At 73.9% G+C, this 26,837-nt stretch carries 24 protein-coding genes; 13 read left to right on the top strand and 11 right to left on the bottom strand.

What is annotated here, in order from left to right; genetic code table 11:
- Position 1 precedes the first annotated feature (1 nt).
- Complete coding sequence (locus ACWERV_RS15855; protein ID WP_452933182.1) at positions 2-817, bottom strand: DUF2127 domain-containing protein; 816 nt, start codon at positions 815-817, stop codon at positions 2-4.
- A 232-nt stretch (positions 818-1,049) separates the two neighbouring features.
- Between ACWERV_RS15855 and ACWERV_RS15850 the strand changes: the two genes are divergently transcribed.
- Entirely contained in the window at positions 1,050-1,400 is a 351-nt protein-coding gene (locus tag ACWERV_RS15850; RefSeq protein ID WP_452933180.1) for a DUF3817 domain-containing protein, read from the top strand.
- A complete protein-coding gene (locus ACWERV_RS15845; protein ID WP_452933178.1) occupies positions 1,397-1,690 on the top strand; it encodes an MTH1187 family thiamine-binding protein in 294 nt (97 codons plus the stop codon). Before ACWERV_RS15850 ends, ACWERV_RS15845 begins: the two co-directional genes overlap by 4 nt.
- A 117-nt stretch (positions 1,691-1,807) precedes the next feature.
- Here ACWERV_RS15845 and ACWERV_RS15840 read toward each other — a convergent pair whose 3' ends face one another.
- Positions 1,808-2,794, bottom strand: coding sequence for a DUF5937 family protein (locus ACWERV_RS15840; protein WP_452933295.1), 987 nt, complete (start codon positions 2,792-2,794; stop codon positions 1,808-1,810).
- 69 nt (positions 2,795-2,863) lie between these two features.
- Between ACWERV_RS15840 and ACWERV_RS15835 the strand changes: the two genes are divergently transcribed.
- Positions 2,864-4,225 carry an MFS transporter gene (locus ACWERV_RS15835; RefSeq protein WP_452933177.1) on the top strand — a complete coding sequence of 454 codons (1,362 nt, stop codon included), beginning with the start codon at positions 2,864-2,866 and terminating at the stop codon, positions 4,223-4,225.
- 58 nt (positions 4,226-4,283) lie between these two features.
- Here ACWERV_RS15835 and ACWERV_RS15830 read toward each other — a convergent pair whose 3' ends face one another.
- Entirely contained in the window at positions 4,284-5,471 is a 1,188-nt protein-coding gene (locus tag ACWERV_RS15830) for a lipid II:glycine glycyltransferase FemX (protein WP_452933294.1), read from the bottom strand.
- 546 nt (positions 5,472-6,017) lie between these two features.
- On the opposite strand from ACWERV_RS15830, the gene murJ reads away from it, so the two are divergent.
- On the top strand, positions 6,018-7,559 hold the full coding sequence (gene murJ, locus ACWERV_RS15825) for a murein biosynthesis integral membrane protein MurJ (protein ID WP_398186514.1): 1,542 nt from the start codon (positions 6,018-6,020) through the stop codon (positions 7,557-7,559).
- 115 nt (positions 7,560-7,674) lie between these two features.
- The gene (locus tag ACWERV_RS15820; RefSeq protein WP_452933175.1) at positions 7,675-8,235 is read left to right on the top strand and encodes a PadR family transcriptional regulator; all 561 of its coding nucleotides are present in this window, start codon (positions 7,675-7,677) and stop codon (positions 8,233-8,235) included.
- A gap of 9 nt (positions 8,236-8,244) precedes the next feature.
- Here the strand turns inward: ACWERV_RS15820 and meaB are convergent, their stop codons facing one another.
- The gene (meaB, locus tag ACWERV_RS15815) at positions 8,245-9,201 is read right to left on the bottom strand and encodes a methylmalonyl Co-A mutase-associated GTPase MeaB (protein WP_398186377.1); all 957 of its coding nucleotides are present in this window, start codon (positions 9,199-9,201) and stop codon (positions 8,245-8,247) included.
- A gap of 20 nt (positions 9,202-9,221) precedes the next feature.
- Complete coding sequence (locus tag ACWERV_RS15810) at positions 9,222-10,427, bottom strand: acetyl-CoA C-acetyltransferase (protein ID WP_398186381.1); 1,206 nt, start codon at positions 10,425-10,427, stop codon at positions 9,222-9,224.
- A gap of 137 nt (positions 10,428-10,564) precedes the next feature.
- Between ACWERV_RS15810 and mce the strand changes: the two genes are divergently transcribed.
- From mce to ACWERV_RS15785, 5 genes are all read left to right on the top strand, one after another.
- The gene (mce, locus tag ACWERV_RS15805) at positions 10,565-11,047 is read left to right on the top strand and encodes a methylmalonyl-CoA epimerase (protein WP_452933173.1); all 483 of its coding nucleotides are present in this window, start codon (positions 10,565-10,567) and stop codon (positions 11,045-11,047) included.
- 177 nt (positions 11,048-11,224) lie between these two features.
- A complete protein-coding gene (gene scy / locus ACWERV_RS15800) occupies positions 11,225-14,788 on the top strand; it encodes a polarized growth protein Scy (RefSeq protein ID WP_452933172.1) in 3,564 nt (1,187 codons plus the stop codon).
- A 105-nt stretch (positions 14,789-14,893) separates the two neighbouring features.
- Positions 14,894-15,829, top strand: coding sequence for a coiled-coil domain-containing protein (locus tag ACWERV_RS15795; protein WP_398186390.1), 936 nt, complete (start codon positions 14,894-14,896; stop codon positions 15,827-15,829).
- Positions 15,830-15,964: 135 nt separating this feature from the next.
- Positions 15,965-17,011 carry an ABC transporter ATP-binding protein gene (locus ACWERV_RS15790; RefSeq protein WP_452933170.1) on the top strand — a complete coding sequence of 349 codons (1,047 nt, stop codon included), beginning with the start codon at positions 15,965-15,967 and terminating at the stop codon, positions 17,009-17,011.
- Position 17,012: 1 nt separating this feature from the next.
- Complete coding sequence (locus ACWERV_RS15785) at positions 17,013-17,786, top strand: ABC transporter permease (protein ID WP_398186396.1); 774 nt, start codon at positions 17,013-17,015, stop codon at positions 17,784-17,786.
- A 36-nt stretch (positions 17,787-17,822) separates the two neighbouring features.
- Here the strand turns inward: ACWERV_RS15785 and ACWERV_RS15780 are convergent, their stop codons facing one another.
- On the bottom strand, positions 17,823-18,140 hold the full coding sequence (locus tag ACWERV_RS15780) for an ATP/GTP-binding protein (RefSeq protein WP_398186398.1): 318 nt from the start codon (positions 18,138-18,140) through the stop codon (positions 17,823-17,825).
- Between the two features lie 298 nt (positions 18,141-18,438).
- Between ACWERV_RS15780 and ACWERV_RS15775 the strand changes: the two genes are divergently transcribed.
- Positions 18,439-19,464, top strand: coding sequence for an LLM class flavin-dependent oxidoreductase (locus ACWERV_RS15775; RefSeq protein WP_452933167.1), 1,026 nt, complete (start codon positions 18,439-18,441; stop codon positions 19,462-19,464).
- 50 nt (positions 19,465-19,514) lie between these two features.
- Here the strand turns inward: ACWERV_RS15775 and ACWERV_RS15770 are convergent, their stop codons facing one another.
- Positions 19,515-19,907 carry an SCO5389 family protein gene (locus tag ACWERV_RS15770; RefSeq protein WP_398186403.1) on the bottom strand — a complete coding sequence of 131 codons (393 nt, stop codon included), beginning with the start codon at positions 19,905-19,907 and terminating at the stop codon, positions 19,515-19,517.
- A gap of 307 nt (positions 19,908-20,214) precedes the next feature.
- Between ACWERV_RS15770 and nucS the strand changes: the two genes are divergently transcribed.
- The gene (gene nucS, locus ACWERV_RS15765) at positions 20,215-20,877 is read left to right on the top strand and encodes an endonuclease NucS (protein ID WP_452933165.1); all 663 of its coding nucleotides are present in this window, start codon (positions 20,215-20,217) and stop codon (positions 20,875-20,877) included.
- Between the two features lie 406 nt (positions 20,878-21,283).
- Here nucS and ACWERV_RS15760 read toward each other — a convergent pair whose 3' ends face one another.
- The 3 genes from ACWERV_RS15760 to ACWERV_RS15750 form a co-directional block, all read right to left on the bottom strand.
- The gene (locus tag ACWERV_RS15760; RefSeq protein WP_452933163.1) at positions 21,284-24,016 is read right to left on the bottom strand and encodes an ATP-binding protein; all 2,733 of its coding nucleotides are present in this window, start codon (positions 24,014-24,016) and stop codon (positions 21,284-21,286) included.
- A 163-nt stretch (positions 24,017-24,179) separates the two neighbouring features.
- Positions 24,180-24,500 (bottom strand): STAS domain-containing protein, encoded by a 321-nt coding sequence (locus ACWERV_RS15755; protein WP_398186411.1) that lies wholly within the window; start codon positions 24,498-24,500, stop codon positions 24,180-24,182.
- A 154-nt stretch (positions 24,501-24,654) separates the two neighbouring features.
- Positions 24,655-25,503 carry a 3-hydroxyacyl-CoA dehydrogenase family protein gene (locus ACWERV_RS15750; RefSeq protein ID WP_398186413.1) on the bottom strand — a complete coding sequence of 283 codons (849 nt, stop codon included), beginning with the start codon at positions 25,501-25,503 and terminating at the stop codon, positions 24,655-24,657.
- Between the two features lie 169 nt (positions 25,504-25,672).
- Here ACWERV_RS15750 and ACWERV_RS15745 point away from each other — a divergent pair, with 169 nt between their 5' ends.
- Positions 25,673-26,245 carry a cob(I)yrinic acid a,c-diamide adenosyltransferase gene (locus ACWERV_RS15745; RefSeq protein WP_452933160.1) on the top strand — a complete coding sequence of 191 codons (573 nt, stop codon included), beginning with the start codon at positions 25,673-25,675 and terminating at the stop codon, positions 26,243-26,245.
- A gap of 12 nt (positions 26,246-26,257) precedes the next feature.
- Here ACWERV_RS15745 and ACWERV_RS15740 read toward each other — a convergent pair whose 3' ends face one another.
- Positions 26,258-26,704, bottom strand: coding sequence for a DUF2550 domain-containing protein (locus ACWERV_RS15740; protein ID WP_398186419.1), 447 nt, complete (start codon positions 26,702-26,704; stop codon positions 26,258-26,260).
- Between the last annotated feature and the right edge of the window lie 133 nt (positions 26,705-26,837).

Below are 26,837 nucleotides of genomic sequence, written 5' to 3'. Positions count from 1 at the left end.
CTCAGCCGGCCTCGGTGGCCGTACGCGGGCGTACGGGCAGCGGTTCGGGCTCCTCGCCGGGGGCGCCGGCCGCTTCCTGGACCTCCAGCAGCGAGGCGCTGCGGCGCGCGGCCTCGAAGGCCTTGTGGCCGCCGCGCAGGCCGAACAGCCGCTTGCCGAGCAGGATGTAGAGGACGGCGAGGACGTTGAGCGCCAGGGTGCCGATCTTGAAGTAGCTGACCTTCTCCGTCAGCTCGTAGACCTCCAGCGGCAGGAAGGCGGCGGTCGCGACGACGGTCAGGTACTCCGCCCAGCGCTTGGCCCACCACAGGCCGAAGCCCTCGACGATCTCGATGAGCGCGTAGCCGAGCAGCGCGGCCGCGACGATCTGCAGCGTCGACTTCTTGTAGTCGAAGAACTTCCGGATGGAGTCGACGACGGGCGAGTGGTCGAGGTCGTAGTGGAAGTGGTCGGCGACCGGCTTGAAGGCCGTCAGGTCGTCCTCGAAGAGCTTGCGGACCGCGTCCTGGGAGTTGCTGAACTTCCACACCGCCCAGGCGGCGATGACGATGAGCAGCCCGCGCAGGATCCGCTCGACGGCGAGGAAGCGCAGGATGAACAGGTCGCGCAGCGCCCGGCCGCGCGGTACGAGCGGCGCCATGTCGGCGGGGCCGGAGCCGTGCGGCTCGCCGAGCACGAAGTCACCGCAGCGCAGGCAGCGCCACACCTCGCCGACCGCGGTGGCGGCGTGCAGCCGGCCGCGCAGCCGCAGCTCGTCGGGCGCGTAGGTGATGTGGCCCTTGCGCGCGCAGTGCCGGCGGTCCCAGTCGATGCTCATCGTCCCTCGGTCCCCGTGGGTGTTCGGTGTCGTGCACTCATCACGAACGGTGTCGTGGACAGGGACGCTATCGCCCTTCGCGCGGTTTCCACGCCCCGGACCTACCCCCGGGGCAGGTCGTCGATGCCGGGGGTTGATAATGGGGAGGTCTTGTGAATGCGATCACAAGACCGGATCGCGAACCGTCCCGACCGGCCGGACCGGCCCGCCCCGTACGACAGTGAGGTACCCCGTGGACCTGAAGACCGCCGGCGCGCTGCGCAGGCTGCGCCTGATCTCCGCCCCCGAGGCGGTCTCCTTCCTGCTGCTGCTCGTCTGCTCGGTGCTCAAGCGCGCCACGGACTTCAACGCGGTGCCGGTCATGGGCATGGTGCACGGCATCCTCTTCATCCTGTACGTCGTCTTCTGGGCGCTGGCCTGGCGCAGCGCCGGCTGGGGCTGGAAGCGCGCGGGCTGGCTGCTCCTGCTGTCGGTGCTGCCGACCGGCGGCTTCTTCGCCGAGCGCACGCTGGCCCGCGAGTCGGAGGCCGCCGTGACCGCGGCGGTGGCCGCGCGCGGGCGCTCCGAGGCGGTGGGCGCGTGATCGTCGCCTTTTCCGTCACGCCGCTGGGTGTCGGCGAGGAGGTCGGGGAGTACGTGGCGGACGCCGTGCGGGTGGTGCGCGAGTCCGGGCTGCCGAACCGCACGGACGCGATGTTCACCTCGATCGAGGGCGAGTGGGACGAGGTGATGGACGTCGTACGCCGCGCCGTCGCCGCGGTCGAGGCGCGGGCGCCGCGGGTCTCGCTCGTCCTCAAGGCCGATCTGCGGCCGGGGGTGACCGGGGGCCTCGACTCCAAGGTGGCCACGGTCGAACGGTATCTGGCCGACTGACAGCAGGATCCGGACATCTTCCGGAAGCACCGCGGTCACGTTCGCGTCATGTGCGGAAGCCGTACCGCTGCTGGGCGGACCCGGTGACTCCGGCCGCCGCGGGGCCCGTCCGGCAGGTCAGAGCAGCCCGCCGGTGGCCAGCGCGATGCCCAGCGGGGTGCGCTCGTAGAGCACCTGGTGGCCGTAGCGGCGCGAGGTCAGCAGGCCCGCGTCGCGCAGCACCGCGAGATGCGCGGACACCGACGACATGGCCATCACATGCCGGTGGGCCAGCGCGGTGGTGGTGCTGGGGGCGTCCAGCCCGCTGAGTATCGCCGCGCGGTTGGCGCCCAGCAGCCGCACCAGGGTGTCGGACGCGGTCGGTCCGCCGGGCGCCCACAGACCGCCGATGCCGCGCGCGGGATAGACGACGACGGGCTGCCAGGGCGGGTCGAAGGCGCCGCCCGCCTCGGGCCAGAAGAAGACGCTGGGCACCAGCACCAGGCCGCGCCCGGTGGGTTCCGGCAGCGGCCCCGCGGTGCCGGGGGTGGTCAGGGCGCCGTCGGACCAGTGCAGCCTGGGGTGCAGCCCGGTGAAGAGCCGCTGCATGCCCCCGTCCGCGAGCCGCCGGGCGTGGTAGGCCACGTCGGCCTCCAGCACCGCGCGCAGCCGCGGCCAGTGCGGGGCCAGCAGCGCCGCCCAGACGTGCTCGAAGAGCCCGGCGAGCTGCTGCACGGTGCCCGCCGGGTCGTTGAGCATCGCGCGGCCCCGGCGGCTGTCCGCGGCGCCCGGGGTCTGGGCGAGGGCGGCGGCCAGCTGACGGCGGGCGGTGGCCGCCGGGGTGGCCCGGACCCGGTCCAGCTCCTCGTCGAGCGAGGCGAGCGGCAGGTCCGGGACGGGCTGCAGGAAGTCGGGGCCGTAGCCGTGTTCGGGCGCGAGCAGCCACAACGGGGCGAGGTCCAGCCCGGCCGCCGCGGCCCGTACCTGCCGCAGCCACGGCAGGTGGTGGCCGTGCCGGTCGGGGCGGGAGAGCGTACGCACCGCGCCCTGCGTCTCGCGCAGCGGGGAGATCGCGAAACGGCACTTGAGCAGGTCCTCAGCCGCAAATCGCATGCGAAGCGACATCATGACCCCCAAGATTCGGCTGTACGCGAAAGACTACACGTGGGGTCCGAGTGGCTCCAGGGTGATGGCATGACAACGGACAGCGAGCACCCGCCACGCGGGGTCGACCCCGCTTCGCCGGCCGGAGAAACACGCGCGGAAACCCGCGCGGAAAGCGCGGACGTCCCGCGGAACACCGCCAACACCCCCGGCGGCCAGCAGGAGAACCAGCGGGAAACCGTGCCCGCCATCGGCTACGGAGCGGTCTTCCGGATACGCGAATTCCGCCCGATCTTCGCCGCGCACGTGCTGTCCATGCTCGGCGGGGTGCTCGCCGAGGTCGCGCTCGCCGTCCTCGTCTACGCCGAGACCGGCTCGGCGGTGCTGTCCGCCCTCGTCTTCGCCCTGACCTACCTGCCCTACGCGCTCAGCGGGCTGCTGCTGTCCGGCATCGCCGACCGCTACCCCGCGCGCCGGGTCCTGGTCACCTGCGACGTCCTGTCCTGCGCCTGCGTCGCGGCCACCGCAATACCCGGCACACCCATCGCGGCGCTCTTCGCGCTGCGCGTGGTGATGTCGCTCATCGCGCCGCTGTTCACGGGCACCCGCGCCGCGAGCCTGGCCGACATCCTCACGGGCGAGCGGTACGTGCTCGGCCGCTCGCTGGTGCGGATCGTCGCCCAGGGCTCGCAGATCGTCGGCTTCGGCGTCGGCGGCCTCATCCTGGTGTGGCTCAGCCCGCGTTCCGCGCTGCTGCTGACCGCCGCGACCTTCGCCGGGTCCGCGCTGCTGCTGCGGCTCGGCACCCGCGACCGCCCCGCCCGCGTCACCCACAGCGGGCAACTGCTGCGCGAGTCGCTGCAGTCCGCCGGGCGCCTGATGGCCGACCCGCGGATCCGGGCGCTGCTGCTGATGTGGTGGATACCGCCGATGTTCTTCATCGTCGCCGAGGGCCTGGCCGCGCCCTTCGCCGAGGACGTCGGCGCCGGTTCGGTCGGCTACGGGCTCTTCCTCGCCGCGATGCCCGCGGGCACCGCCGCGAGCGAGATCCTCGCCGGCACACTGCTGTCACCCGCGGCCCGGGACCGTATCGTCCTGCCGCTGGCCGGCGTCTCGCTCGTCCCGCTGGTCTTCTTCGCGATCGACCCGTCGCTGCCGGTGGCGCTCGTCCTGCTGCTGCTGACCGGGCTCAGCGCGGCGTACGCGCTCGGCATGGACAAGTGGTTCGTCACCGACGTGCCCGACCACACCCGCGGCCAGGCCATGACGCTGCTCGGCGCGGGCCTGATGACCCTCCAGGGCCTCGGCATCACCGTCGGCGGCGCGCTCGCCGAATGGGCCCCGCCCTACGCCGTCATCGCCGGGTCGGGCGCGGGCGGCACGGTGTGCGTGCTGCTCGTGCTGCGCGCGGTGCGGCGCACCCGCCAGGCGCCGGTGATGCTCACCGCGTGACGCGCGTCGCCCACCGCGGACCTGCGGGTTCGCCCGGCTCCCGGCGCCGCCGCGGGGCTCAGCGGCGGGTCAGGTAGGCGTGCATCGCGCGGTGCAGGGCCTTGTTGACCGCGCCCTGCAACGGCAGTTCCCACTCCCCCACCGTCTCGACGGCCTCCCCGCCGGTGCCCAGCTTCCAGCGCAGCAGGCCGTGCGCGCGGGACGCCGGGTCCAGGTCGTCCGGGACCCCGCGCATGTCGTACACGGCCGCGCCCGCCAGCAGCGCGTCGCACAGCATCCGCCACTGGAGCGCGTTGCTCGGCCGCACCTCGCGGCGGTGGTCGGCGGAGGCACCCGTCTGGTACCAGACCCGGACGCCGTCCGGAGCGGCCAGCAGCGTGTGCGCGGCCAGCAGTTCGCCCTCGTGGCGGGCGGTGTACAACCGCATCCGGCCCGGCTGCTCGGCGTTCAGCTCCGCGTACTGCCGCTGGTAGTAGTCGAGGTCGCGGCCCAGGTCGAAGCCGTCGCGGCGCTCGGTGACGCGCAGCAGCTCGTGGAAGGCGGGCAGCGTCCGCGGGCCCTCCACGTCGGTGCGCACCCCGCTCTTGCCCGCCTTCTTGATGTTGCGGCGCCACTCCTGGTTGAGCCCCGTCCACAGGTCGTCCAGACCGCGCCCGGCGAGCGGCACCTCGAACACCAGCCGCGGCTGGGCGTCACCGCCCTGGCCGTCCTCGCCGCAGCGCCGCCAGCCCGACTCGCGCAGCCGGTCGGCGACGGCCGCGCCCAGCGGCTCGACCAGGTCCGGCAGGATGTCCCCCACCCGCCGCCCCGGCCCCACCGCGTCCTTCAGCGTCCGCGCCGACCACCGCCGGTAGGCCAGCGGCGGCCCCATCCGTACGGCGAAGGCCCCCGCCTCCCGCAGATGGTCCGCGAGCGGCGCCAGCCACCGCTCCAGCTGCGGATCGGCCCAGTCCACCGCGGGGCCCTCCGGCAGGTAGGCGAACAGCCGCCGCAGGCCCGGCAGTTGCCGGTAGAGCACGAGCGCGGTGCCGAGCAGCCGCCCGGCGTCGTCGAACCACCCCAGGCTCTCCGTCCGCCACCCCGACTTGACCCGCCCCCAGGCCGGCGTCTGCAGGAAGCTCGCGGTGTGCCCGCCCGGCCGCCGCAGGAAGGCGGCGTGCAGGTCCGCGTCTATCGCGGTGAGCCGGAGTCCGTTCCCTTCCCCCGCGGGGGCGTTCGCCTTCGGCAACTGCTGGTGAGTGGTCATCGTCACGAGCGGTCCTCCCCGTACGGCGGCCCGGAACCGGCCCGCTCACGACTTCCCACGCCTGCGGAAGGGTCTTTGTGACCGAGAGATTCCCGACACCCCCCGCCTATGTCCCGGCCCGCGCCCTGGCCCCACACTTTCCGCAGGTGCGGCTCGCCTCCGCGCGCGCGGGGTGAGCGTTTGGGGGCGCGAGGAACTGCGCGAGCAACCCCCCACCGGCAGAAGGTCGCGGGCCCACCGCAAGAGGCACCCCGTGGCGAAAGCCAGCCACCGGCGGCAAGGTCGCGGGTGCCACCGCAAGTGGCAGCCCGGAGCGAGAGGAGGCGCGGGGAACTGCGCGCAGGACAGGAGCGTCGTCGTACGCGACAGACATCCGCAGGGGTCCGGGCGCACCGCCCGGAAGGCCGCCACCGCCCGGTGGCACAAAAGGCCCGCACCCCCCGTCCCGCGCGCGAGCGCGAAGAACAGGGGAACGGGTTGGCGCCGGCGGCAACCCGCCCCCGTACGCGGCACGCCAGGAAATCCCTCGCCCGCAGCGGCCGGGCGATGATGGCGGGCTCGCTGGTCTCCCGGGCCACCGGGTTCCTCCGGCTCGCGGTGATCACCGCGGCTGTCGGCACCGCCGCGGCGGGTGACGCCTTCAGCGTCGCCAACACCGTCCCGAACATCGTGTACGCGCTGATGATCGGCGGCGCCCTCCAGTCCGTCTTCATCCCGGAGCTGGTGCGCGCGGCGAAGGAGCACGCGGACGGCGGGCAGGCGTACACCGACCGGCTGCTGACGCTGTGCGCGGTGGGCCTGCTCGCGGTGACCGCGCTGGCGGTGCTCGCGGCGCCGCTGCTGGTGTCCGCGTACGCGCCGGAGTTCGACGGGGCGCAGCGCGACCTGACGGTGACGCTCGCCCGCTACTGCCTGCCGCAGATCCTCTGCTACGGCGTCTTCACGCTGCTCGGCCAGGTGCTGGGGGCGCGGGACCGCTTCGCGGCGATGATGTGGACGCCGGTGCTCAACAACCTGGTGGTCATCGCGGTGTTCGGCCTCTACCTGGGCACCGCGCGCGGCGGCATCGACGACGGGGACGCGCTGGTGCTGGGCCTGGGCAGCACCGCGGGTATCGCGGTGCAGGCGCTCGGCCTGCTGCCGTCGCTGCGCGCGTCCGGCTTCCGCTGGCACCCGCGCTTCGACTGGCGCGGTGCGGGCCTGACGCAGCCGATGCGGGCGGCGGTGTGGACGCTGCTGCTGGTGCTGGTCAACCAGGGCGCGTACTGGGTGGTGACCCGGCTGTCGACGTCCGCGGGCGAGCACGCGCTGGCGGCGGGGCACGGCGCGGGCGTCGGCTATGCCGCGTACAGCAACGCGTACAACCTGTGGGTCGTCCCGCAGGGCATCGTGACGGTGTCGCTGGTGACCGCGCTGCTGCCGCGGATGAGCCGGGCGGCAGCGGACGGCGACCACGCGGCGATCGGCGCGGACCTGACGCGCGGGCTCAACGCGTCCGGGGTCGCGGTGGTCCCGGCGGCGCTGGCGTTCGTGACGCTCGCCCCGCAGATCACCGGCGTGGTCTTCCAGCACGGCGCGACGACCGACGCGGACGCGGCGGCGATCGGCTGGATGCTGACCGCCTTCGCGCTCGGCCTGCCCGCGTTCGCCGGCCAGTACCTGCTGGCCCGCGGCTTCTACGCGCTCGGCGACACGCGGACCCCGTTCTTCCTCAACGTCCTCATCGCGGCCGTCAACGCGTCGCTGGCGGCGGCCTCGTACGCGCTGCTGCCGGCCCGCTGGGCGGTCACGGGCATGGCGGCGGGCTACGCGGTGGCGTGCACGGCGGGGCTGCTGGCGACGTCCACGCTGCTGCGCCGCCGGCTGGGCTGGCGCCCGGGGGTGCTGGGCCACCATCTGCGGCTGCTGGGCGCGTTCCTGCCGGGGGCGTACCTGTCGCTGTGGGCGGCGCACGTGTGCACCGACCGGCTCGGTACGGGCCTGGCGGGCGACGCGGCGGGCCTGCTGCTGGGCGGTGCGGCGCTGCTGGCGCCCGCGCTGGTGCTGGCCCGGCCGCTGGGGCTGCGGCTGCGCCCGCGCAGGTCGTGAACCGGCCGCGAAATGGCTGTACTCACAAAAGCGAATACTAAAATCCTTGAGTAAGCTGAGCGGTTCACCCGTCCCCCCGGGCGGGACAGGCGGGAACGGGCGGGAGGGAGCCCCGATGGCACTGCGGCACGCCGTGCTCGCGGCACTGCTCGACAACGAGTTCAGCGGCTACCAGCTGGCCAAGGCGTTCGGCATCGGGGTCGCCAACTTCTGGCACGCGCTGCCCCAGCAGCTCTACGCCGAGCTGTCCAAGCTGGAGAAGGAGGGCCTGGTCGCGGGGCGCGAGGTCGTACAGACCAGCCGCCCCAACAAGCGGGTCTTCACCGTCACCGCGGAGGGCCTCGCGGAGCTGGAGCGCTTCGTCACCGCCGACTCCAAGCCCACCTTCATCCGCGACGACCTGCTGGTGATGGTCCAGACCGCCGACCATGTCGACCCGGCCCGCGTCATCGCCCAGCTCGACGCGCGCGCCGAATCCTCCCTGGCCCGCATCGCCGGCTACGAGGACCTGCTGGCCCTACTGCGCGGCGACCTCCCCGAGGCGGACTACCTCCGCGACTCCCCGACGATCGGCCCCTACCTCACCTGCCGCCGCGGCCTCGCCCTCGAACGCGAGACCCGCGCCTGGTGCCTGGAGTCGGCGGCGGTCCTGCGCGCCCGGCAGGACCGGGCGTAGGGCGGGCCGCTACGCGCCCGTCAGGCCCTCGATGAGGGAGTCCGCCGCCGTGTACGGGTCGAGGGTGCCCTCGGTGACGCGGTGGGCGAGGGCCGGGAGGTCGTGGGAGGAGCCGGGAGCGGTGATGCGGGCGCGCAGCGCGGTGAGGGCGATGGTCTCGATCTCGCGGGCGGCGCGGTCGGCCCGGCGGGTGGCCAGGACGCCGCGCTCCTCCATCCACGCGCGGTGCTTGTCGAGCGCCTCGACGACCTCGTCGACGCCCTCGCCGCGCGCGGCGACGGTCTTGACGATGGGCGGGCGCCAGTCGCCGGGGGCGCGGGACTCGCCGAGGCCGAGCATGTGGTTGAGCTCGCGGGCGGTGGCGTCGGCGCCGTCCCGGTCGGCCTTGTTGACGACGTAGAGGTCGCCGATCTCCAGGATGCCGGCCTTGGCGGCCTGGATCCCGTCGCCCATGCCGGGGGCGAGCAGCACCACGGAGGTGTCGGCCTGCGCGGCGATCTCGACCTCGGACTGCCCGACGCCGACGGTCTCGACGAGGATCACGTCGCAGCCGGCCGCGTCCAGCACCCGGATGGCCTGCGGGGCGGCCCAGGCCAGGCCGCCGAGGTGGCCGCGGGTGGCCATGGAGCGGATGTAGACGCCCGGGTCGGAGGCGTGCTCCGACATCCGCACCCGGTCGCCGAGCAGCGCGCCGCCGGAGAACGGCGAGGACGGGTCGACGGCGAGCACCCCGACCCGGCGGCCCGCCTTGCGGTAGGCGGTCACCAGGGCCGAGGTGGTGGTGGACTTGCCGACGCCGGGCGAGCCGGTCAGGCCCACCACGTACGCCCCGCCGGTGAGCGGCGCGAGTGCGGCCATCACCTCGCGCAGGTGCGGGGAGGCCCCCTCGACCAGCGAGATCAGCCGGGCCACGGCCCGCGGCCGTCCGGCCCGTGCCTGCTCGACCAGCTCCCCGACATCCACCATCGCAGCCGTCCTCCGTAACGTCAGCTCGCCGGCACGTGCAGGATCAGCGCGTCGCCCTGCCCGCCGCCCCCGCACAGGGCGGCCGCGCCGGTGCCGCCGCCGCGGCGGCCGAGTTCCAGCGCCAGATGCAGCACGATACGGGCTCCGGACATGCCGATCGGGTGGCCGAGCGCGATGGCGCCGCCGTTCACGTTCACCTTTTCAGGTGTCACGCCGAGGTCCTTCATGGACTGGACGGCGACGGCCGCGAAGGCCTCGTTGATCTCGATGAGGTCCAGGTCGCCGACCGTCAGCCCCTCCTTGCGCAGGGCGTGCGCGATGGCGTTGGAGGGCTGGGAGTGGAGCGAGTTGTCGGGGCCCGCGACGTTGCCGTGGGCGCCGATCTCGGCGATCCAGGACAGGCCCAGCTCCTCGGCCTTGGCGCGGCTCATGACGACGACGGCGGCGGCGCCGTCGGAGATCTGCGAGGCGGTGCCCGCGGTGATCGTGCCGTCGGCGGTGAAGGAGGGGCGCAGCCGGGACAGCGACTCGGCGGTGGTCTCCGGGCGGATGCCCTCGTCCTTGCCGAAGACGACCGGGTCGCCCTTGCGCTGCGGGATCTCGACGGGGGTGATCTCGGCGTCGAACAGGCCGTTCTTCTGCGCGGCGGCGGCCCGCTGGTGGGACAGCGCGCCGAAGGCGTCCTGGTCGGCGCGGGCGATGCCGAGCCGGGTGTTGTGGTGCTCGGTGGACTCGCCCATCGCGATGTTCTCGAAGGCGTCGGTGAGGCCGTCGTGCGCCATGGAGTCGAGCATCTCGATCGCGCCGTACTTGTGGCCGGCGCGGGAGCCGGGCAGCAGGTGCGGGGCGTTGGTCATGGACTCCTGGCCGCCGGCCACCACGATGTCGAACTCGCCGGCCCGGATCAGCTGGTCGGCGAGCGCGATCGCGTCGAGGCCGGACAGGCACACCTTGTTCACGGTGAGCGCGGGCACCGACAGGGGGATGCCGCCCTTGACCGCGGCCTGCCGGGCGGGGATCTGGCCGGCGCCGGCCTGGAGCACCTGCCCCATGATCACGTACTCGACCTGGTCGCCGCGGACCCCGGCCCGCTCCAGCGCGGCCTTGATCGCGATGCCGCCGAGCTCGGCCCCGGAGAAGCCGCGCAGGCTGCCGAGCAGCCGGCCCATGGGCGTACGGGCACCTGCGACGATGACCGAGCGTGTGCTGCTGGTACTGGCTGTCATGGTGCGGATCCCTTCGACAGAAGAGAGGTTAACGAGGGTTAGCGTCAATGTACTGACCGGTAGAGGCCACGTCACCCGGCGGAACGTGTGACAGCGCGCACGTTGTGTAATCGCGGGCCTTACGGTGCACTGGTTCCATGCTGACTCGTATCGACCACATCGGGATCGCCTGCTCCGACCTCGACGCGACCGTCGAGTTCTACCGCGCCACCTACGGATTCGAGGTCTTCCACACAGAGGTCAACGACGAGCAGGGCGTACGCGAGGCCATGCTCAGGATCAACGGTACGGACGACGGCGGCTCCTCCTACCTCCAGCTGCTGGAGCCGATCCGGGAGGACAGCGCGGTCGGCAAATGGCTGGCCAAGAACGGCGAGGGCGTCCACCACATCGCCTTCGGCACCGCGGACGTCGACACGGACTCCGAGGCCATCCGCGGCAAGGGCGTACGGGTCCTCTACGACGAGCCGCGGCGCGGCTCCATGGACTCGCGGATCACCTTCCTGCACCCGAAGGACTGCCACGGCGTCCTGACCGAACTGGTGACCGCCGCCGCAGCCCACTCCCCCGCGGCCGCCGACACACCCTCCGGCGAGCACCGACCTGTCGAGGACCACTGACCTTATCCCCGTGCTGCCCGGTAGAGTGGCCGGGCCGACCGGGGTGGGGTCTGGGTACGCTCCCGCTCCGCGCCGTTGATCTGACACCATTCTTCGTAGGCCCTGATTCAAACAGGGTCACGGAGAAGCTCACCCGGTTGGCGGGTGAGAACGCCAGGAGACCGATGGGACCGCGGAGTGCGGGGCAACGACAGCTACCGGGCTGACGACCACCTCTCTCAGTTCGAGGCCGAGATGGAGCGGCTGCGGACCGAGCGGGGCAAGGCGGTCGATCACGCCGACGACCTCGGCTACCAGGTCGAGGTGCTGCGTGCCAAGCTGCACGAGGCCCGCCGGATGCTCGCCTCCCGCCCCGCGTACGACAACATCGGCCACCAGGCCGACCAGCTGCTGCGCAACGCCCAGATCCAGGCCGACCAGCTGCGCGCCGACGCCGAGCGCGAGCTGCGCGAGGCCCGCGCCCAGACCCAGCGCCTCCTCCAGGAGCAGGCCGAGCACCAGGCCCGCTTCGAGGCCGAGTGGCACGCCGAGGCCATCGCCCGGCGCCGCCAGCTCGACGAGGAGCTGGCCGAGCGGCGGGCCAGCGTCGAGGGCCACGTCAACGAGAACGTCGCCTGGGCCGAGCAGCTGCGCGCCCGCAGCGAGGCGCAGGCCCGCCGGCTGCTGGACGAGACCCGCGCGGAGTCCGAGGCGGCGCTCGCCGCCGCCCGCGCCGAGGCCACCCGGGTCGCCGAGCAGACCAGGGACCGGCTCACCTCCGACGCCCAGGCCGCGCGCGCCGAGGCCGAGCAGGTGCTGCGGCGGGCGCGTACGGACGCCGAGCGGCTGCTGACCGCCGCGTCCTCGCAGGCCCAGGAGGCCACCACCGAGGCCGAGCAGCTGCGCAGCACCAGCCGCAGCGAAACCGACGAGGCCCGGCAGCGCGCCACCGAGCTGTCCCGGCTCGCCGAGGAGCGCGTCCGGGAGGCCGACGAGCGGCTGCGCGCGGCGACCGCCGAGGCGGACAAGCTGCGCGACGAGGCCGCCGCGGGCGCCGCCAAGCGGCTGGCCGCCGCCGAGGCCGAGATGGAGCAGCGCACCCGGACGGCCAAGGCCGAGATCGCCCGCATGGTGAGCGAGGCGACCAAGGAGGCCGAGACCGCCAAGGCGGACGCCGAGCAGACCGTCGCCGACGCGCGGGCCGAGGCCGACCGGATCCGTACCGAGGCGCAGGAGACCGCCCGCGCGGCCGCCGCCGAGGACGCGGCCGCGCAGCTCGCGCAGGCCGCCCGCTCCGCCGAGGAGATCCTGACCAAGGCGTCGGAGGACGCCCGCTCGACGACCAAGGGCGCGGGCGAGGAGGCCGAGCGCATCCGCAAGGAGGCGCAGGCCGAGGCGGACCGGGTGCGCGGCGAGGCGGAGTCCGCGGCGCAGGAGCTGCGCGGCGCCGCCCAGGACGACACCAAGGAGTACCGGGCCCGCACCGTCGAGCTCCAGGAGGAGGCCCGGCGGCTGCGCGGCGAGGCCGAGCAGCTGCGGGCCGAGGCGGTCGCCGAGGGCGAGCGGATCCGCGGCGAGGCACGCCGCGAGGCCGTCGGGCAGATCGAGGAGGCCGCCAGCAAGGCCGAGGAGCTGCTGGCCAAGGCCAAGGCGGACGGCGACGAGCAGCGGCAGAAGGCGGCCGGCGAGGCCGAGCGGATGCGCGCGGAGTCCGTGGAGCGGGCCTCCGCGCTGAACACCAAGGCCGAGGAGGCGCTGCGCACCGCGCGCGCCGAGGCCGACGAGCTGCGGGCCGAGGCCGAGCGGCAGGGCGCGGCGGTCCGGGAGGCCGCCGAGCGGGCCGCCGCCGAGCAGCGGGCCGAGGGCGAGACGGTCGTGGCCCGGATGCGCGAGGAGGCCGAGGCCGACCTCGTCCGGCTGCGCGAGGAGGCCGAGGCCCGGGTCGCGGCGGCCGAGCAGAATCTGCGCGAGGCCAGCGCCGAGGCCGACCGGCTGCGCGCGGAGGCCGCCGAGGACGCCGAGCGGGTACGCCAGGAGACCGCCGAACGGGTCCGGGCCCTGGTCGAGCAGGCCGAGGCCGAGGCCGTACGGCTGCGGGACGAGGCGGCGGCCGACGCCGCGCAGACCCGGGCCGAGGGCGAGAACGTCGCCCTGCGGGTGCAGGCCGACGCGGCCGCGGAGGCCGAGCGCACCCGCGGCGAGGCGCAGGAGACCGCCGACCGGCTGCGGGCCGAGGCGTCCGCGGCGGCCGAGCGGCTGGGCGCGGAGGCCGCCGAGGCACTGGCCGGGGCGCAGGAGGAGGCGGCCCGGCGGCGCCGGGCGGCCGAGGAGCACCTGGCGACCGCGCGGGCCGAGGCCGAGCAGGAGCGGGCGCGGGCCCGCGAGGAGAGCGAGGAGCTGCTCGCGGCGGCCCGCAAGCGGGTCGAGGACGCGGCGGCGGAGGCCGACCGGCTGTCCGCGGAGGCGGAGCAGCGGGCCGGCGAGCTGGTCGCGGCGGCCGAGCAGACCGCCCAGCAGGTACGGGACGCGGTCGCGAACCTGCACCAGGAGGCCGAGCAGGAGATCGCCGGGCTGCGCTCGGCGGCCGAGCACGCCGCCGAGCGGCTGCGCACCGAGGCGCAGGGCGAGGCGGACCGGCTGCACGCCGACGCCAACTCCGAGCGCGAGCGCGCCGCGGAGGACACCGCGCGGATGCGCCGGGAGGCGCAGGAGGAGTCGGAGGCGGCCAGGTCGCTGGCCGACCGTACGGTCACGGAGGCGATCGAGGAGGCCGACCGGCTGCGCGCCGAGGCCCGCGAGGACGCCAACCGGATGCGTACCGACGCCGCCACGCAGGCCGACACGCTGGTCGGCAAGGCCCGCGAGGAGGCCGAGCGGCTGGGCGCCAAGGCCCGCGCGGGGCTGGCGGAGGCCGAGCAGACCGCGGAGGAGTCGCGGGCCAACTCGCAGCGCATCCTGGACGAGGCCCGGGAAGCGGCCAACAAGCGCCGCAGCGAGGCCGCGGAGCAGGCGGACACGCTGGTCGGCAAGGCGCAGGCGGAGGCCAGGCGGCTCGCCGAGGCGGCCGAGGAGCAGGCCGACACCCTGGTCGCGGCGGCCCGCGCGGAGGCCGAGCGGCTGGTCAACGAGGCGACGGCCGAGGGCAACGGCATGGTCGAGCGGGCCCGTACGGACGCCGACACGCTGCTCGGCGAGGCCCGCCGGGACGCCACGACGATCCGCGAGCGCACCGACGAGCTGCGGCAGCGGGTGGAGTCCGAGGTGGAGGCGCTGCACGACCGCTCCCGCAAGGAGGCCGCCGAGGCGATGCGGGTGGTCGGCGAGCGGGTCGACAAGCTGGTGGCGGCGGCGACCGAACAGCTGCGCGAGGCCGAGCAGAAGGCGGCCGAGATCAAGTCGACCGCGACGTCCGAGGCCAGCAAGGTCAGGATCGCCGCGGTGAAGAAGGTCGAGGGCCTGCTCAAGGAGGCCGAGCAGAAGAAGGCGGAGTCCGAGCGCGAGGCCGAGCGGGTCAAGCGCGAGGCGCGTGCCGAGGCCGAGCACATCGTGGAGCAGGGCCGCCGCGAGCTGGAGACCCTCTCGCGCCGCCGCGAGGACATCAACGCGGAGATCGGCCGGGTGCAGGACGTGCTGGCGGCACTGGAGCAGTTCGAGGCTCCGGGTGGCGCGGGCAAATCGCCGAAGAGTACGGTCTCGGCTGGAGCCTCCACGGGTCCCACCAGGTCAGGTGGCAAGCGCAGCGACGATCAGCCACTCGATTGAGCGCACATTCTCCATGCCGAATGCGCAATGGCTCGGTGACACGCCGCAAAGCCCCCTAGGATTCCCTCTATCACCTCACCGGTCTGAATCATCGACAGGAACCCCATGAGCGACACTTCCTCTCCCTTCGGCTTCGAGCTCGTGCGTCGCGGATACGACCGCGGACAGGTGGACGACCGCATCACCAAGCTCGTCGCCGACCGTGACAGCGCGCTGACTCGCATCACCGCACTGGAGAAGCGCATCGAGGAACTCCACCTCGAGACCCAGAACGCCGCGGCGCAGGTGAACGATGCCGAACCCTCCTACGCCGGTCTCGGCGCCCGCGTCGAGAAGATCCTGCGGCTGGCCGAGGAGGAGGCCAAGGACCTTCGTGAGGAGGCCCGTCGGGCCGCCGAGCAGCACCGCGAGCTGGCCGAGTCGGCCGCCGCCCAGGTGCGCAACGACGCCGAGGCGTTCGCGTCCGACCGCAAGGCCAAGGCCGAGGACGAGGGCGCGCGGATCGTCGAGAAGGCCAAGGGCGACGCCTCCAACCTGCGTGGCGAGGCGCAGAAGGACGCGCAGGCCAAGCGCGAGGAGGCCGACGCGCTGTTCGAGGAGACCCGCGCCAAGGCCGCCCAGGCCGCCGCGGACTTCGAGACCAACCTGGCCAAGCGCCGCGAGCAGTCCGAGCGCGACCTGGCGTCGCGTCAGGCGAAGGCGGAGAAGCGGCTGGCGGAGATCGAGCACCGCGCCGAGCAGCTGCGCCTGGAGGCCGAGAAGCTGCGGACCGACGCCGAGCGCCGCGCCCGCCAGACCGTGGAGACCGCGCAGCGGCAGTCCGAGGACATCGTCGCGGACGCGAACGCGAAGGCCGACCGGATCCGCAGCGAGTCCGAGCGCGAGCTGGCGGCGCTCACCAACCGCCGCGACAGCATCAACGCGCAGCTGACCAACGTCCGCGAGATGCTGGCGACGCTGACCGGTGCGGCGGTCGCCGCGGCGACCACCCCGGACGACGAGCCGATCTCCCGCAGCGTCCCGGCGCAGCAGTCGCGCTGACCCGGCCGTTATCCGGCCGGCGGGCGGCTCCCCCGTTCGCCCGGCACGCCGGAACCCCGGTGGCAACCCCTATTCCGCAGCCCCCGCGCCCCAAACGGTGCGGGGGCTCCGGCGTCTCTTGCTAGCCTCGGGCGCATGATTGAGTTGCAGGGGCTCACGAAGCGGTACGGGGACAAGACCGCCGTCGACCATCTGACCTTCACCGTGCGGCCCGGCGTGGTGACCGGTTTTCTCGGGCCCAACGGAGCGGGCAAGTCCACCACGATGCGGATGATGCTCGGCCTGGACTCGCCGACCAGCGGTGACGTCCGGATCGACGGCAAGCACTACGCGCAGCTCAGCGAGCCTCTCAAGCACATCGGGGCGCTGCTGGACGCCAAGTCGATCCACGGCGGCCGCACCGCGTACAACCACCTGCTGTGCATCGCGCAGTCCAACCGCATCCCCACCCGCCGGGTGAGCGAGGTGCTGGAGACGGTGGGCCTGACGGCGGTGGCCCGCAAGCGTTCCAAGGGCTTCTCCCTCGGTATGGGGCAGCGGCTCGGCATCGCGGCGGCGCTGCTCGGCGACCCCGAGATCCTGATGTTCGACGAACCGGTCAACGGGCTGGACCCGGAGGGCATCCACTGGATCCGGAACCTGATGAAGGGGCTCGCGGCCCAGGGCCGTACGGTCTTCGTCTCCAGCCACCTGATGAGCGAGATGGCGCTGACCGCCGAGCACCTCATCGTCATCGGGCGCGGGCGGCTGCTCGCCGACACCTCGATGGCCGACTTCATCGAGCGCAACTCACGCTCCTACGTGCGGATGCGCACCCCGCAGCCGGAGCGGCTCAAGGACCTGCTGGCGGAGGCCGGGATCGCCGCCACGACCGCCGCGGACGGCGCCTTCGAGGTCACCGGGGCCGAATCCGCGCAGCTCGGCGAACTCGCCGCCAAGCACCAGCTGGTGCTGCACGAACTGAGCCCGCAGCGGGCGTCGTTGGAGGAAGCCTTCATGCAGCTGACCGCCGAGTCGGTCGAATACCACGCCCACGGCGCCGTGACGCCGGGCGCACCGGTGCCGCCCGCGCAGCCGGGGCAGCCGGTCGCCGCGCCGCCGCAGCCGCAACCGGGCGGGCAGCCCGGCGGTGAGCAGTGGGGTTCGCAGTGGCGCAACTCCGGCTCCGGAAAGGGGCGCTGACATGGCTGCGCCTTCCGCCGTCCTGCTCTCGGAGTGGACGAAGATCCGCTCGGTCCGCTCGACCATCTGGACGCTGGTCCTGTCCTTCCTGATGACGGTCGCCCTCGGCTCGATCATCTGCCTGGTGTTCAACAACACCTGGGACTCGCTGTCCTCGCACGACCAGGCGACCTTCGACCCGACCGCGACCGGCTTCGCCGGGATGCAGCTCGGCCAGCTCGCGCTGATCGTCTTCGGCGTGCTGGTCATCGCCAGCGAGTACAGCACCGGCATGATCCGCACCTCGCTCGCCGCGGTGCCGCAGCGCAGCGCCTTCTACGCCAGCAAGGTCGCGGTGGCGGGCGGGCTGGCGCTGCTGGCGTCGATGGCCACCAGCTTCGTGGTGTTCTTCCTCGGCCAGGCGCTGCTGGGCTCGCACAAGGCGAAGATCAGCGACCCGGGCGTGCTGCGCGCGGTCGTCGGCGCCGGGATCTACTCGACGCTGCTGGTGCTGCTGTGCGTGGGCGCCGCGGCGATACTGCGCAGCCCGATGCTGAGCCTGGGCATCCTGATGCCGTTCTTCTTCCTGGTCTCGCCGATCCTGGCGGCGGTGCCGAAGGTCAAGTCGGTCGCGCACTACTTCCCCGACCAGGCCGGGCAGCAGGTCGTGCGGGTCGTCACGACCAATGACGAGCACCTGTCGTACGGCCCGTGGGGCGGTATCGGCATCATGGCGCTGTGGGTGCTGGCGGCCCTGATCGGCGGCTACATCGTGCTGCGCCAGCGCGACGCCTGAGCCGGGCGAGCACCGCCGCGCACGCCGGCCGGGGCGTCAGTACCGGGGCGCGTTACGGGACCGCTGCACCTTGCTGGTGCGGCGGTCCCGCGCGTTCCAGCACGCGCGGTGCCAGTGCCGCCGGTCGTCGAGCCCGTCGTACTCGCGCCAGGCCACCACGTGCCCGACACCGGGCGGGATCTCCTGGTCGCAGCCGGGGCAGCGGTAGTGCTTGGCGGACGCCGAACCGGCGACCGGCCGCACCACCCATTCCTCCCCCTGCCACTCCACGGTGCCGGCACCGCCGACCCCCGACTCCTGGCTGCGCTCCGCGGGGCGCTGGGCGCCGTGCGGGCGGTTGCGTCGCGGCGACACGGGACACCTCGCCATCTGTGGCTGTGCGGACGGCTTCCAGGGTACGCGCCGGGGGCCCGCGGGCCCGAAACGCGGCAGGTGCGCGGCGGGTGGACACCGGGCGCACCGTCACCCGATCGGGTGGATCGGCCGCTCCCCTGGCGAAAATCATGAAATCGCCGCACGAACCCGTGCCTTTGGCACGTGCCAGACGTTAGGCAGGGAGTCGGGACAGGACGGTCCCGGCGTCCATCCGGCGGGCCGCGAAGGGCCGCAGCAGGCCCGTGCCGCCGCCGAAGGCGAGGGAGGGAGCGGGCGGATGCGACTGGGGACGTTCGTACTCGCAGCTCAGTTTCCCGGGCAGGGCCAGGCCGAGCCGCTGCACCGGGCGATATCGACGGCCGAGGCCGCCGAGCAGGCGGGACTCGACGCGGTATGGCTGGCCGAACACCACTTCGTACCGTACGGGGTCTGCCCGTCCGCCGTGACGCTCGCCGCGCTGCTGCTCGGCAGGACCCGGCGGCTGACCGTCGGCACCGCCGTGAGCGTGCTGCCCACCGCGCACCCCGTCGCGCTCGGCGAGCAGGCCGCGCTGCTGCACCTCGCCTCCGGCGGACGCTTCGCCCTCGGCGTGGGACGCGGCGGACCATGGGTCGACCTGGAGGTCTTCGGCGCCGGCAAGGCCGCCTACGAGACCGGCTTCCCCGAATCCCTGGACCTGCTGCTGCGCTGGCTGCGCGAACCCGCGGTGGCCGGAACCGGACCCCGCTACACCTTCCGCGAGGTGCCCGTGGTGCCCCGGGCGGACGAACTGGAGGAACGGCCGGGCCCGGAGGTGGTGGTGGCGTGCACATCGCCGGGCAGTGTCCGGCTGGCCGCCGAACGCTGCCTGCCCATGCTGCTCGGCATGCACTGCGGGGACGACGACAAGGCCGCGATGGTCGCCCTGTGGCGGCGCACCGCCCTGGAGGCGGGCCACCCCCCGGAGGCCGTGGCTGCCGCCGGGCACGTCTCCGCGGGCGTCGCACAGATCGCCGACACCCGGGCCGACGCCGCCGAGGCGCTGCGCAAGGCCATGCCGGGCTGGCTCCAGCAGGGCCTCGCCGCGCACCGCACCGTGGACGGCGGCCCGCGCACCATGCGCGACCCGCTGGGCTACACCGACCTGCTGTGCGCCCTGCACCCGGTGGGCCCGCCCCGGCTGTGCGCCGACCGGCTCGCCGCGACCGCCGCGCGCACCGGCATCACCCGCTTCGCGCTGCTCGTCGAGGGCTCGGGCGACCTCGACACCACACTGCAGAACGTGGCCCGCCTCGGCGCCGACGTCCTCCCGGAACTGGCCTGATCTCACATGCCCTGGACCCGTTACGGAAGCACGCCGGCGCCGAGCGCGGGTCAGCAGTCGCGCAGTTCCGGGGACTGGTTCAGCACCTGCGAGCGGACCGAGGTGAAGTCGGCGTAACCGGGTCCGTCCACCGCGTCGAGCGGGAAGACCGCCACCCGGTGGCAGTTCTGGAAAGCCAGGCGCACCCCGAAGTGCCGCTGCAGCGCCCCGCGTATCGCGTCACTGGCCAGGGCGCGCAGCAACTGGCCGCGCTCCTGCTCGCTCGGCGGCGGCACCAGGTTGTCGGCGAACTCCCCGCCGTCCACCTTGAGCTGTGCCACCAGCGAACTCACCAGCTCCCACGCGTAGGGAAGGGACGTCCTGACGCAGTCGACGAATTCCTGCTCGTCGACCTCGCCTCGCTCGGCCTGTTCGAGGAGGGCCGGAGAGACGTCGAGCGACATGGGTACTCCTCTCGTGACCCCGTGAACGCACGGGGCCGTACGGACGGGATCCGGAGGGTCCGGCGGCGGCATTGCCCCCACCTCGCCTCCGGGGTCCCACCGTAGGGTTCGACGGCTGCCCGCACCAGGAGGTAGCACCCACAACCGGCCATTTTTCGGCCCCGCCGCGTAGTCGGCCGAACTCGTACGGTGCGGCTCGCCCCTGTCACGTGCCAGGCGCCTGCGGCGGGCACCGGGACGCCCGCGGGCACCCCCGCGGGGGCTCCGAATCGCGGACGCGGGCCGGTCTTTAGTAGCGTGACCCACCATGCGCCTCGTGATCGCCCGCTGCTCCGTCGACTACGCGGGACGGCTCTCCGCCCACCTCCCGTCCGCCACCCGGCTGCTCCTCGTCAAGGCCGACGGCAGCCTGTCCGTGCACGCCGACGACCGTGCCTACAAGCCCCTCAACTGGATGTCCCCGCCCTGCACCCTCAAGGAGGGCGACGACGGGGTCTGGACGGTCGTCAACAAGGCGGGTGAGCAACTCGTCATCACCATAGAAGAGGTCCTGCACGACTCCTCGCACGAGCTCGGCATCGACCCCGGCCTCATCAAGGACGGCGTCGAGGCGCACCTCCAGGAACTCCTCGCCGACCGCATCGAGATCCTCGGCGAGGGCTACACCCTCATCCGCCGCGAATACCCCACCGCGATCGGCCCCGTCGACATCCTCTGCCGCGACGCCTCCGGCGGCACGGTCGCGGTCGAACTCAAGCGCCGCGGCGACATCGACGGCGTCGAACAGCTCACCCGCTACCTCGAACTCCTCAACCGCGACCCCCACCTCGCGCCCGTGAAGGGCGTGTTCGCAGCCCAGGAGATCAAGCCGCAGGCGAGGGTCCTCGCGACGGACCGGGGCATGGAGTGCGTCGTCCTCGACTACGACGCGATGCGCGGCATCGAGGACGACAAACTCCGCCTCTTCTGAACGATCCCCCTGCGGGGGGGCGGTGCCCACTCCCCGCTGCCGCGGGGGCTGCGGCTGCCGCGCCGGGCGAGCGTTTTCCGCTGCCGCGGGGGCGAGGCTCCGGCTACGCCGCCGGGCGAGCGTTTTCCGCTGCCGCGGGGGCGAGGCTCCGGCTACGCCGCCGGGCGAGCGCTTTCCGCTGGCGCGGGGGGCTGAGGGGTGCGCCTGCGCCGCGGGGCCACGCGTTTTTAGGGGCGCGGGGAACTGCGCGAGCAACCCACCACCGGCCGGTGGTCCGGATCGGACCGAAGAGACCCTTCGGGTCGGTGACGACCCGCGCCCCGGTGGGGGCTGAGCGCTCCGTTCTCCCCCAGAGCTCCGCCTGGGAGGTACCCCCACGCGCCCCTGAAAAACGGGGCCCGGCGCGTCAGCCGGGTGCCACCTCCGTGGCCGACTCGGAGGCGGACGCCGTCATCGAGTCCGGCAGCGCGGGCGCCGAGGTCGACGCGGTCGGAGACGGTGTCGCGGTGTCCGTCGGGGTGCCCGTGCCGCCGTCGGAGCCAGTCCCACCGGTGGATCCCGTACCCCCGGCCGTACCGGCGCCTCCGGTGGAGGTCCCGCCCCCCGAGGATGACCCTCCTGAGGAGGAAGTGCCCCCGGACGACGTCCCGCCCGACGTGGTGTGGCGCGGCGGAGTAGAAGTCGCCGTCGGCGGCGTGGAGGTGGCGCTGCGCGTCGGCGTCGCAGACGGGCGAGTCGCGGTCGCCGACGCGCTCGGCGTCGTGGGGGTCGGCGAGGTCGACGGAGGGGCGGCGGATGTGGACGCGGACTCCGGCAGGGACGCCGGCTGCGTGGTGTCCGGGTCACCGGCGTCCTGCGTGGTCTCCAGGGGCTTGACCTGGGGGGTCTGGTCGGAACCGTCGGAGCCGGACGTCGCGCCCAGCGTGACCACCGTGCCGAGGACCGCCGCCAGCAGCACACCCGTGCCCGCGGCGACGAGATTGCGGCGGGTGCCGACGACGGCGAGCCGCTTGGGGCCCGGCGAGGGCTCGGGCTTGATGACGGCGAGCGGCGCGGTCTCGGCCGCGGCGGGCGGCGGGGTGTCGTCGAACGCCTCGGCGGCGGGCGGGAGTGCACGGGGCGGCGGGGTGGGCGAGACGTCCTCGACGAGGGCGAGGGTGCGGCGGCCCACGACGGATCCCTGGCGGTCCGCGAGGACACCGCGCATCCCCACGGACGCCTCCAGCTCCGCGCGGGCGCGGTCGTACTCGCCGTTGCAGAGGGCGAGCACGCCCAGCTCGTGATGGAAGTACGCCTCTTCGGCCAGTTCGCCGGTGAGCCGGGCGGCCTCCTGGCCGAGCCGCAGGGCGCGTTCCCAGGCGCTCCAGTGCAGGGCGGCGGCGAAGGCGGGGGCCACGGTGCGGGCGAGCAGGACGGCGGCGCCGGGGTTGCCGTTGTGGCGGCAGGCGGCCATGGAGGCGAGGATCGCCTCGGCCTCGGCGGCGGCGCCGGCGGGGGTGACGGAGGGGTGGCCGCTCCACCAGGCGTAGTGGAGGGCGGCGGTGTGCGCCTGGACCTCGCTCAGTTCGCCTTCGGCGGTGAAGACGGCGGCGAGCTGGCGGGTGACCCCGGCGGCGAGCCGGTAGTGCGAGGCGACGGGGACGGCGAGCCCGACGGAGGTCATCTCGCCGAGGGCCGCGTCGCCGTGGGTGTCGCCGACGAGCGCGGGCAGGTGCGAGGCGTGGGGTATCTCGCCGTCGAGGGCGACGGCGAAGGCGAGGGCCTCGCGGGCGGCCTCGCTGAGCCGGGAGGCGAGCAGGCCCGCGGGGGCGGCGCTCTCGGCGAGGGAGGGCAGCGGCACGTCGGCCGCGGGTATGCGGGCGGGCGGCGCGGCCGCCGGGGGTATGCCGGGGGTGTCGTCGAAGCCGCTGAGGTCGGGCAGCGCGGAGGGGGCGGCGGGCGTGCCGTTGTCCCAGACGGAGTCGTCCCAGTCGGGTTCGGCGGGGAAGCGCAGCGCGTCGCGCTGCCGCAGCAGGGCCCCGGCCTGGACGAAGCGCAGCGGCAGGCCCTCGGACTCGAACCACAGGTCGGCGGCCCAGGCGGTCTCGTCCTCGTCGAGGGCGCGGCCGGCGGCGAGTGCGAGCAGGTCGACGCAGGCGGTGCGGGACAGGCCCGCGAGGTAGACGTCCTCGACGCCGGATTCGGCGGCGGGCGCGGGCGCCTCGGTGGTCGCGGAGAGCAGGAAGGCGCATTCGGGTGCTGCGGCGAGCAGTTCGGCGAGCGCGGTGCCGCCGAACTCCACGTCGTCGACGACCACGACGGCCCCGAACTCCCGGAGCAGGACGGGCAGTTCGGCGCGGTCGGGGCGGTGGTCGTCGCCGGTCCACACGGTGTCGTGCAGGTTCTGCAGGACGTCGCCGACGGTGCGGTGGTAGCCGGACAGCCACAGCACGCCCTCGGGCGCGAGGTCGGCGCAGGCCTTGGCGACGGCTTCGAGCAGCGCGGTGCGCCCGGCACCGGAGGCTCCGGTGACCCGGACGGAACGGCCCCGGGACAGCAGCCGGATGACCCGCTCGCGCTCCTCGTCCCGCTCCAGCAGCGGCAGTTCGGGCGCGGGCGGCCCCGGCGGTGGGGCGGGGCGGGCGGCGGTGAGGCGGGCCGCGCGCTCCTCGCGGGTGCGCTGCACGGGGGTGCGGCGCTCACCGGGCGGGCAGCGGACGACCTCGGTGCCGTCGATGGGGTTGACGGTGAGCAGGTAGTCGGCGGTCGTGATGCGCCGGACGCGGGCGCTGCCGCCGCTGGGGGTGCGGGTGGCGGCCATCAGCTCCAGCGGCTCGCGGGCCGCGCGGACGGCCTTGGGCAGCAGCTCGGTGGCGTCCTCGGCGCCCGCCGCGGGGACCTCGGGGAAGTCGGGGAACGCCGGGAAGTCGGCGTACGACGACTCCGCCGGGCGCAGCCCCTCGAACGCGGTCGGGTCGGCGCCCTCCCCGTAGCCGCCCGTGTCGAAGCGGGCGTCGCGGGTCGCGGGGGGCTGCTGCTGGTAGGGCACGAGCGCGCCGCGCTCACCGGAGCCGCCCCTGCCGATGCCCTTGCGGACCCCGAAGGCGTCGAAGGGCTCGTCCTGCCCCGTGCGGTCGGGCTCGCCGTTGTGCTCGTCCATGTCCTCAGAGGTCCTAGGGGTCCTTGGCGGGGGCGCGCGGGGCGCGCCGGGAGGAGGTCGTCGGACCCAAACTCTAGAGGCAGAAACGGTTTCGCTGAAGCGCGGGGGCGGCTCGGCCGCGGGGCCCACCCCGCAGGGGCGCCCCGCCGCGCTAGAAGCCGCGCTAGAACCGCGTGCCCGGCGGGGTGGGCGCGGCCTCGATCGCGAGGATGCGGTGCAGCCGGGTCGCGACCAGCAGCCTCTGCATCTGGGGCGGCACATTCCGCAGCACCAGGCGGCGGTTGGCCCGACCGGCCCTGCGGTGGGCGCCCATGATGACGCCGAGCCCGGTCGCGTCCCACGAGTCCAGCTCGGTCAGGTCGAGTACGAGGTCGCCGCGGCCGGAGTCGACCGCGGTGTGCAGGGCCGTACGGGCGTCCGCCGCGCTGCGGACGTCGAGGCGGCCCCCGACGACCAGCTTGGCGTGGTCGCCCCTGATGTGCATGATCACTCTCCCGGGGAGTTCGGCACCGGCAAACGGGCTGGTCCGTATGTCTTCACACAACTGACGGCCCGTCGCAAACAGAAGTTGCCCTCTGTGAGCGAACCGATACCGAATTCACTCCTGTGGGTGATCCGGGCGGGTGCCGTCGGCACGCTCAGTACGGGTAGAACCCCTGGCCGCTCTTGCGGCCCAGGTCGCCGGCGTCCACCATGCGGCGCATGATCTCCGGCGGGGCGAACTTCTCGTCCTGCGATTCGGCGTAGATGTTGCCGGTGGCGTGCAGCAGGATGTCCACGCCGGTGAGGTCGGTGGTGGCGAGCGGGCCCATGGCGTGGCCGAAGCCGAGCTTGCAGGCGGTGTCGATGTCCTCGGCGGTCGCGACCCCGGACTCGTAGAGCTTGACGGCCTCGACGACGAGGGCGGAGATCAGCCGGGTGGTGACGAAGCCCGCGACGTCCCGGTTGACGACGATGCAGGTCTTGCCGACGCCCTCGGCGAACTCCCGGGCGCGGGCCAGCGTCTCGTCGCTGGTCTTGTAGCCGCGGACCAGCTCGCACAGCTGCATCATCGGCACGGGTGAGAAGAAGTGCGTGCCGACGACCCGCTCGGGGTGCGCGGTGGCGGCGGCGATCTTGGTGATCGGGATCGCGGAGGTGTTGGAGGCCAGTACGGTCTCCGGTCCGGTGATGCGGTCCAGCTCGCGGAAGATCTCCTGCTTGACCTCGATCTTCTCGAAGACCGCCTCCACCACCAGGTCGGCGCCCGCGGCCGCCTCCAGGTCGGTGGTGGTGCTGATACGGGCGAGGGCCGCCTCGGCGTCGGCCGCGTCGAGCTTGCCCTTGGCGACGAAGCGGTCGAACGACGCCTTGATGCCGTCGGTGCCGCGTGTCAGCGCCTGCTCGGTCAGGTCCCGCAGCGTCACCTCGTAGCCGGCCTGTGCGGCCACCTGCGCGATGCCCGCGCCCATCAGTCCGGCTCCGACGACGGCGAGCTTCTTCGCCACAGCACACGCACCTTTCCCTGGGGCCTCTCGGGGTATTGGGTGGGACCCTAGCGCCGCCCGCGGGCGGTGCGCAGCAGGATGTCGGCCGCGTCACGGTGTGTCCTTGGTCGCACACGCCGTGACCTGCGGGCCCTGCCGCCCCCTCGCGCGCACGCTCTACGCTCGGGTCATGGTCAACCTCACCCGCATCTACACCCGCACCGGCGACGACGGCACGACCGCGCTCGGCGACATGAGCCGTACCGCGAAGACCGACAGCCGGATCGCCGCCTACGCCGACGCCAACGAGGCCAACGCCGTCATCGGCACCGCCCTGGCGCTGGGCGCCCTGCCCGAGGACGTCACCGCCGTCCTGGTCCGGGTGCAGAACGACCTCTTCGACGTCGGCGCCGATCTCGCCACGCCCGTCGTCCCGGACCCGAAGTACCCGCCGCTGCGGGTCGAGCAGAGCTACGTCGACCGGCTGGAGGGCGACTGCGACACCTTCCTGGCGGAGCTGGAGAAGCTGCGCAGCTTCATCCTGCCGGGCGGCACCGCGGGCGCGGCCCTGCTGCACCAGGCCTGCACGGTGGTGCGCCGGGCGGAGCGTTCGACGTGGGCGGCGCTGGCCGAGCACGGCGACAGCATGAACGCGCTCACCGCGACCTATCTCAACCGGCTCTCGGACCTGCTTTTCATCCTGGCCAGGACGGCGAACAAGGAGCGCGGCGACGTGCTGTGGGTGCCCGGCGAGAACCGCTGACGGCGGGCGGGCTCAGGCGACGTTGACGCGCTGGCCGGGCGGGGCGGCCTCCAGCCAGGCGAGGAACCCGGTCAGGGCGTCGTCGCTCATCGCCAGCTCCAGCCGGGTGCCCTGGTGTTCGCAGGCCAGCACCACCGCGTCCGACAGCAGCGCCAGCTCCTCGGTGCCCTGCGGCTGGCGGCGGCCCTCGACCTCGATCGCGTGCCGCTCCAGCACCTGGCGCGGGCGCGGGGCGTAGGAGAAGACCCGGAACCACTCGACGCGGTCGCCGTTGTAGCGGGCCACCCCGTAGAGCCAGCCCTTTCCGCCGGGCTCGGCGACGCCCGGCAGGGCGAGCCGCAGGCTGCAGTCGAAGGTGCCCCCGGAGCGCTGGATCAGCCGGCGGCGCAGCCCGAAGACGAAGAGCCCGAGCAGCAGCGCGGCCACGACCGCGCCGATCACCTCCACGGAGAGGATCATGTCACCGGCCTCCTCTCCTGGGTCTGCTGGATACGTCGCCGCAGGCCCCGGACGGGTCCGGTCCCCTCACACGCACCCAGGAGACGCCGTGACCGGCAACCCCCCACCTCTGTCCTGACGCCCCCGCCGGGCC

This window comes from Streptomyces sp. NPDC004031 (assembly GCF_053604375.1).
The sequence above is the reverse complement of the archived record's forward strand: the minus strand, read 5'-3'. Positions and strand labels throughout refer to the sequence as shown.

What these genes read in the sequence shown, in the direction of transcription:
- ACWERV_RS15740 (WP_398186419.1), bottom strand. Translation starts at nt 26,704, where the DNA reads ATGATCCTCTCCGTGGAGGTGATCGGCGCGGTCGTGGCCGCGCTGCTG.
- ACWERV_RS15820 (WP_452933175.1), top strand. Translation starts at nt 7,675, where the DNA reads ATGGCACTGCGGCACGCCGTGCTCGCGGCACTGCTCGACAACGAGTTC.
- ACWERV_RS15790 (WP_452933170.1), top strand. Translation starts at nt 15,965, where the DNA reads ATGATTGAGTTGCAGGGGCTCACGAAGCGGTACGGGGACAAGACCGCC.
- ACWERV_RS15840 (WP_452933295.1), bottom strand. Translation starts at nt 2,794, where the DNA reads ATGTCGCTTCGCATGCGATTTGCGGCTGAGGACCTGCTCAAGTGCCGT.
- ACWERV_RS15770 (WP_398186403.1), bottom strand. Translation starts at nt 19,907, where the DNA reads ATGTCGCTCGACGTCTCTCCGGCCCTCCTCGAACAGGCCGAGCGAGGC.
- nucS (WP_452933165.1), top strand. Translation starts at nt 20,215, where the DNA reads ATGCGCCTCGTGATCGCCCGCTGCTCCGTCGACTACGCGGGACGGCTC.
- ACWERV_RS15835 (WP_452933177.1), top strand. Translation starts at nt 2,864, where the DNA reads ATGACAACGGACAGCGAGCACCCGCCACGCGGGGTCGACCCCGCTTCG.
- ACWERV_RS15810 (WP_398186381.1), bottom strand. Translation starts at nt 10,427, where the DNA reads ATGACAGCCAGTACCAGCAGCACACGCTCGGTCATCGTCGCAGGTGCC.
- ACWERV_RS15785 (WP_398186396.1), top strand. Translation starts at nt 17,013, where the DNA reads ATGGCTGCGCCTTCCGCCGTCCTGCTCTCGGAGTGGACGAAGATCCGC.
- ACWERV_RS15760 (WP_452933163.1), bottom strand. Translation starts at nt 24,016, where the DNA reads ATGGACGAGCACAACGGCGAGCCCGACCGCACGGGGCAGGACGAGCCC.
- ACWERV_RS15745 (WP_452933160.1), top strand. Translation starts at nt 25,673, where the DNA reads ATGGTCAACCTCACCCGCATCTACACCCGCACCGGCGACGACGGCACG.
- mce (WP_452933173.1), top strand. Translation starts at nt 10,565, where the DNA reads ATGCTGACTCGTATCGACCACATCGGGATCGCCTGCTCCGACCTCGAC.
- meaB (WP_398186377.1), bottom strand. Translation starts at nt 9,201, where the DNA reads ATGGTGGATGTCGGGGAGCTGGTCGAGCAGGCACGGGCCGGACGGCCG.
- ACWERV_RS15830 (WP_452933294.1), bottom strand. Translation starts at nt 5,471, where the DNA reads ATGACCACTCACCAGCAGTTGCCGAAGGCGAACGCCCCCGCGGGGGAA.
- ACWERV_RS15775 (WP_452933167.1), top strand. Translation starts at nt 18,439, where the DNA reads ATGCGACTGGGGACGTTCGTACTCGCAGCTCAGTTTCCCGGGCAGGGC.
- ACWERV_RS15855 (WP_452933182.1), bottom strand. Translation starts at nt 817, where the DNA reads ATGAGCATCGACTGGGACCGCCGGCACTGCGCGCGCAAGGGCCACATC.
- ACWERV_RS15795 (WP_398186390.1), top strand. Translation starts at nt 14,894, where the DNA reads ATGAGCGACACTTCCTCTCCCTTCGGCTTCGAGCTCGTGCGTCGCGGA.
- ACWERV_RS15755 (WP_398186411.1), bottom strand. Translation starts at nt 24,500, where the DNA reads ATGCACATCAGGGGCGACCACGCCAAGCTGGTCGTCGGGGGCCGCCTC.
- murJ (WP_398186514.1), top strand. Translation starts at nt 6,018, where the DNA reads ATGATGGCGGGCTCGCTGGTCTCCCGGGCCACCGGGTTCCTCCGGCTC.